This is a genomic window from Actinosynnema sp. (genome assembly GCF_052038725.1).
In genome coordinates this window covers 1-4,595 of record NZ_JBQGCX010001497.1, presented here as the reverse complement: position 1 = coordinate 4,595, position 4,595 = coordinate 1, and the positions used below count along the sequence as shown (strand labels likewise).

Below are 4,595 nucleotides of genomic sequence, written 5' to 3'. Positions count from 1 at the left end.
GGTCAGGCATTCACCTACCTGCTGTGGGTGCTCCAGGCCGCCGTCTGGGCGCTGGCGACCCTCAGCATCGCCGCCTACACCGGCATGATCCGCAAACCGGCCTGACCACGCGCCGGGCCTCCCCTGGGGGCGGCCCGGCGCGCGCGTCTCGCGGTCGTGCGGGCTCCGGGCCTTCAGCGCCTCAGCCTCAGCCCAGGAAGATGTTCCGCCGCTGCGCCAGCAGCCGGTACAGCGTCTGCTGGATGGTCTCCCGCACCTGGTCGGTCAGGTTGAACACCAGCATCGGGTCGTCCGCCGCCGACGGGCCGTGCTCGGCGGTGCTGATCGGCTCGCCGAACTCGATGTGCCACTTCGTCGGCAGCGGCACGACGCCCAGGGGGCCCAGCCACGGGAAGAACGGGGTCACCGGGAAGTAGGGGAAGCCGAACAGCCTGGCCAGCGGCTTCAGGTCGCCGATCTTCGGGTAGATCTCCTCGGCGCCCACGATCGAGCAGGGGATGATCGGCACCCCGGTGCGCAGCGCCGCCGACACGAACCCGCCCCGGCCGAACCGCTGCAGCTTGTAGCGGTCGCGGTAGGGCTTGCCGATGCCCTTGAAGCCCTCCGGCCACACCCCGACGACCTCGTCGGACCTCAGCAGGCGCTCCGCGTCCGGGTGGCAGGCCAGGGTCTGGCCGGACTTGCGCGCCACCGCGCCCAGCACCGGCGTCTTGAACACCAGGTCGGCGCCGAGCATCCGCAGGTAGCGGCCCGCCGGGTGCTCCGCGCGCACCGCGTAGGCGGTCATCATCGCGTCGAGCGGCATGGTGCCCGAGTGGTTCGCGACGATCAGCGCGCCGCCCTCGGCGGGGATGTTGTGCACGCCGCTGGTCTCGACCCGGAACCACTTCTCGTACAGCGGCCGGAACACCGGCAGGAGCAGGTTGTCGGTGAGATCCGGGTCGAAGCCGAACTCGTCCACCTCGTACTCGCCCTGCACCCGCCTGCGCGCGAACGCCAGCAGCTCGGCCAGCCGCTTCTCCCAGTCGGCGGGCTCGGGGGCCGACTCGCGCGCCGTCACCCGCTCGGCGTCGGCGGCCAGCTCGCGCGCGGCGCCGTCGAACGCCTCGTCCGGCCGCCGCTCCCCCCGCTCGCGGGAGGCGCGACCACCGCCGCGCAAGGGGATCACCCGTGCCTCGGCCACCCGGTTCCTCCTCCGCTCGCCACCGCCCGCGCCGGCGCCGCCCGCGGCGGCACCGTTGACGCTGGCACCGCCCGCACGTGCGTCGTCCCCGCCGACGCCGTCCGAACCCGCGCCGTCCCCACCCGCACCGAACCGCTCCGCCCGCACCCGACCCGCTCGATCCTCGTCCACCCGGCGGCGCCCCGCCGGTCCACGACCCGTCCGGGACCGCCCAGCGGCCCCGCCACCACCACCCGGTCCGACGACCGGCCCACCACCGGCCCGGCGCTCACCGGAACCGCGCCGCCACGTCCAGCACCCCGCGCTCCACCCCGGCCACCAGCTCCGGGTCGATCACCGGCCGCATCCCGCGCCCGTTCACGTAGTCGTCGAACGCCTGCTGCGTCGTCCACCGGGGGGTGAACCCGAACTCGTCCTTCAACAGGGTGGTGTCCACCACCCGGCCCCAGTTCAGGAACCGCATCTGGTCCGCCGAGAAGTCCACCAGCCGCGCGCCCCGGAACAACCGGCCCGCCAGCGGCACCGCGGGGCTCGGCACCGGCAGGTTCAGCCGCCCCGCCCGCCGGATGGCCTGCGAGAGCAGCAGCACCCCGTCCCCGCCCGCGTTGTACACGCCGGGCAGGTCCCGCGCGGTCGCCCGCTCCATGATCGCCAGCGCGTCCTCGGAGTGCAGCACCTGCACCCGCGCGTCGTACCCGAGCACGGTCGGCACCACCGGCAGGGCGAAGTACCTGGTCAGGACGGTGTCGATGCGCGGGCCGATGAAGTTGGTGAAGCGCAGCATCGTGACGACCACGTCCGGCCTGCGCCTGCTGAACCCGCGCACGTAGCTCTCGACCTCGACCGCGTCCTTGCTGTAGCCGCTGGTCGGCAGGTCCTTCGGCGCCATCTCCTCGGTGAACACGGCGGGGTCGCGCGAGCTGGACCCGTAGACCGCGCTGGTCGACTTGACCACGAGCTTGCGCACGTGCGGCGACTTCTGGCACGCGGCCAGCAGCTGCATCGTGCCGATCACGTTCATCTCCTTGAGCACCGTGCGCCTGGCGGGCCCCGGCGGGTTCGCCGTGACCGAGGCGTGCACGACCGTGTCCACGGCGGCGGAGGAGATGACCTTGGCGATGAGCGGGTTGCGGATGTCGGCGCGGACGAACTCGGCGCGGCCCATGCGGCGCAGCACGTCGCGCGGCGGCGGCTCGGTGTCCACGGCCAGCACCCGCTCGACGCTCGGGTCGGCGGCGAAGCGCGCGGCGAGGTGGCCGCCGAGGAAGCGGCTGCAACCGGTGACGAGCACGACCTTGGGCGCCATTCGACTCCTGTGCCGGGGTGCCTGCGACGGGGGGAGGACGCTGACGGGGGAAGACGCTTCGGATGCTACGCGCGTGCGGCCGTCCGCGACCGCCGCGCGACGGGCCGGGGGCGTCGAAGGCGCGGTCCGGCGGGCCGGCGGGACGGGGGCCCTGGCGCGTTCGGAGCAGGGGCGGCGCGGGCGTTCGAGCCCTCGCGGGCGCGCCCCGCAGGCGGCGGCGCCGGACCGGGGGACCCGAGCGGGTCGCCCGTCCGGAGCAATACGACTCCGCCGGTCCCCGCAGCTGGGCGGGGACCGGCGGAGTTGAGGACCCGCAGGGGTTACTTGCCGCGCGTGCGACGCTGGACGCGCGTCTTGCGGAGCAGCTTGCGGTGCTTCTTCTTCGACATGCGCTTGCGGCGCTTCTTGATGACCGAGCCCATGCGGGTTCCTTAGCTACTAGACGTCGAGGGACTCCACGCGCTGGTGGAGCACCCACGACGAGGGCGCGCCTACACCAGGCACGAACGGCCTACGAGTTTACCCGCTCGATGCCGAACGCCCGCACCCGGCGTCGCCGAACGGCCACACCCGGCCTCGGCGAACGCCCTCACCCGGCGTCGAAGTACGCGTTGCGCAAGTACTCGTCCACCGCCTTCTCGGGCACCCGGAACGACTTGCCGACCCGCACCGCGGCCAGCTCGCCGGAGTGCACCAGCCGGTACACCGTCATCTTCGAAACCCGCATCACCAGGGCCACCTCGGCGACCGTCAGGAACGTGACCTGCCCGATTCCGGTGCGCGTGTTGTCCTCCGCAGCCATGTCATCACCGCGTCCTTCGACACGCGTCGTGCCGTCGGCTTCCCCACCGGCGGTTCGACACGCACGTGCTCCTCCGAGGGTAACGGGAGTGGTGTGACCGCTGCGACGGCCAACGGCCGGATCGGGGGGAGTCAGCGGTCCTCGGTGGCCCGGCCGAGTTCGGCGGAGCGGTCGCGGGCGGCCTCGATGGCGGCCAGGAGGGCGGCGCGGACGCCGTGCTTCTCCAGTTCGCGGATGGCCATGATGGTGGTCCCGGCGGGCGAGGTGACGGCCTCGCGCAGGATCACCGGGTGCTGGCCGCCCTCGTCCAGCATGGCGGCGGCGCCCACGGCGGACTGGATGATCAGCCTGCCCGCCAGGTCGCGCGGGATGCCCAGCAGGATGCCCGCGTCGATCATGGCCTCGACCAGGTAGAAGAAGTACGCCGGACCCGACCCGGAGAGGGCGGTCACGGCGTCCTGCTGCGACTCGGGGACGCGGGCGACCTCGCCGACGGTGCTGAGCAGGTCCTCCACCAGCGCGAGGTGCTCCTCGGCGGCGTGGGCGCCGGGGGAGATGGCGCTCATGGCCTTGCCGACGAGCATGGGGGTGTTCGGCATGACCCGGACCACCGGGGTGCCCGCGGGCAGGCGCGACTCGTAGAGGGAGGTCGGCAGGCCTGCGCAGAGGGAGACGACCAGGGTGTCGGGCTTGAGGGAGGGGGCGAGGTCGGCCAGGAGCGGCTCGATGTCCTGCGGCTTGACGGCGACGACCAGGACGTCGGCGCGGGCGGCGGCGTCGGGCACGCTGACGGCCTCCACGCCGTACCGGGCGGACAGCTCGGCGCCCCGACCGGGGTGCTTCTCGGTGAACAGGAGCGAGGCGGCGTCCCGGCCACCGTCCAGCAGGCCGGAGAGCAGGGCCTCACCGATCTTGCCCGCGCCCAGCACAGCGATCGTCGTCATGGGGGCAAGGGTGCCATGACGGGGGGAGGGTGCTGTGGGGGGTGAGGAGCGCTGCGGGGGGCGCTGCGGGGGGAGGAGCGCCGTGAGGGGAAGAGCGCTGCGGGGGGAAGAGCTACAAGCACGCCTCGCCGGCGGGGCAGACCTCCAAAAAAGAGGGGACAGGGCTCTGCCGGCCGGTGACCGTTGGTCTTGTGGTCCCGTTTACCACTGCGGTGGTCCGGGTCCCTCTTCTCCGTTTGGCCTCCTTTCAGGCAAGCACACTTGTCAAGACGCCGTTGGGCACCCCGGTCTTCCGGGCAGTGCGGCGGCATCTTGACAAGCGCGCTTGGGCTTCGCCAGGCCAAACGGAGAAGAGGGACG

The 4,595-nt window shown here is 73.0% G+C and carries 5 protein-coding genes; all 5 read right to left on the bottom strand.

The window, feature by feature from the left end; genetic code table 11:
- Positions 1–187: 187 nt before the first annotated feature.
- Positions 188–1,183, bottom strand: a complete 996-nt coding sequence (locus ACTUAL_RS31630; RefSeq protein WP_440902788.1) for a lysophospholipid acyltransferase family protein — start codon at positions 1,181–1,183, stop codon at positions 188–190.
- Between the two features lie 268 nt (positions 1,184–1,451).
- On the bottom strand, positions 1,452–2,489 hold the full coding sequence (locus tag ACTUAL_RS31625) for an NAD-dependent epimerase/dehydratase family protein (protein WP_096497235.1): 1,038 nt from the start codon (positions 2,487–2,489) through the stop codon (positions 1,452–1,454).
- Between the two features lie 320 nt (positions 2,490–2,809).
- On the bottom strand, positions 2,810–2,911 hold the full coding sequence (locus tag ACTUAL_RS31620) for a 30S ribosomal protein bS22 (protein ID WP_440902787.1): 102 nt from the start codon (positions 2,909–2,911) through the stop codon (positions 2,810–2,812).
- A 167-nt stretch (positions 2,912–3,078) separates the two neighbouring features.
- Entirely contained in the window at positions 3,079–3,291 is a 213-nt protein-coding gene (locus ACTUAL_RS31615) for a helix-turn-helix domain-containing protein (protein ID WP_015805416.1), read from the bottom strand.
- A gap of 131 nt (positions 3,292–3,422) precedes the next feature.
- A complete protein-coding gene (gene proC / locus ACTUAL_RS31610) occupies positions 3,423–4,235 on the bottom strand; it encodes a pyrroline-5-carboxylate reductase (protein WP_440902786.1) in 813 nt (270 codons plus the stop codon).
- Positions 4,236–4,595: the final 360 nt, after the last annotated feature.